The organism is Novosphingobium album (ex Liu et al. 2023) (genome assembly GCF_029076845.1).
Taxonomy (GTDB): Bacteria; Pseudomonadota; Alphaproteobacteria; order Sphingomonadales; family Sphingomonadaceae; genus Novosphingobium.
Map to the genome: position 1 here is coordinate 1 of NZ_JARESE010000100.1, position 1,063 is coordinate 1,063.

The 1,063-nt window shown below is 67.0% G+C and carries 2 protein-coding genes; both read right to left on the reverse strand.

Going from position 1 to position 1,063, the window contains the following annotated elements; all coding sequences use genetic code 11:
- The coding region (locus PYV00_RS23915; protein ID WP_428981683.1) for a thermonuclease family protein at positions 1-275 on the reverse strand (275 nt) is incomplete at its 3' end.
- 61 nt (positions 276-336) lie between these two features.
- A partial coding sequence (locus PYV00_RS23920; RefSeq protein ID WP_275230856.1) for a hypothetical protein occupies positions 337-1,063 on the reverse strand: 727 nt, incomplete at its 5' end.

Here is a 1,063-nt window from a genome sequence, read left to right on the forward strand (position 1 = left end):
CGGCCATAACGGTCCCGCTCCTGGAAGCCCGGCTCGAAGGGCGAGGCATCGACCTGCACGCACCGGACCGGCCCGACAAGCAGTTCGGCCAGCGCCGATCGCGCCAGCCCCGGATCGCCCGGCGCGCAGTCGCGCCCGCGCCGGCAGTGCCCCGGCAACTCGGCCGCGTCGATCGCCGCCAGCCGCACCCGCCCGTTGGCGTCCGCGATATTGGCGCAGCGCAAGGTGTCCCCATCGATGGCGATCGCGGCCAGGCACAGGAAGGTCAGCGGCATGGCCCGATGCTAGAACGCGGCCCTCGATTGGGCAAATCGTCGAAACATCGGAAATGAATGCTTAGCGGGCAGCGTCCTTCTTGCCGAGCTTGGCGATGTCAACATTTGCCTTGCCGGCCGTGACGTAGATGTTCGCGACACAGGCAAGGATGCTCCGCTGTGCCTCTTCAGCGTTGGATTTTACCTCTTCGATCGCGGAGGGCCGCATGTTGCCGTCCAGCACCTCGGCCATGGACTTCGCGGAGATCTGCTTGGCAACACTGGCGTCCTTGCATGACTCGATCGTCGTGTCGGCCGCGTCGGCCGCCTCGCCCTGCAGCGCGGATGGAACGTCGAGGTCGGAAAGGCGCGACCAACTGGTGGAGCACGCGGTCTCGGCCGCTCGGGCGACCGGGTAGACGTCATAGACCGAGGTGCCGGAGCCCAGTTTCTTCCCGGCTTCGGCAAGTTGGTTCGATGCCTCGTCGCACGGCGCCATCGCCGACATCACGCTGTCCTTGAAGGCGATCACCGCCGCCTCGGTTGCAGGTGACGGCGCTGCCGGTTCCGACTTCGCCGGGGATTGCGATGCCGCACCGGTGCCTGCCCCGGCTTTCGATGCCCTCGGTGCCGAGGGCTTCTCTGGATGGAATAGCGCGAACACGAAGAGCGCGCCGAGCGTCGCGGCCGCGATCTGCCACGCCTGCCAGCCAGGCTTCTTCGGCTGCCCTTCGGTCTTCCCCGATTGCCCGTTTTCCCCGTTCATCCGTTGCACGCGCACCCCGGTGGTTGATGGCAGACGCTGTCCT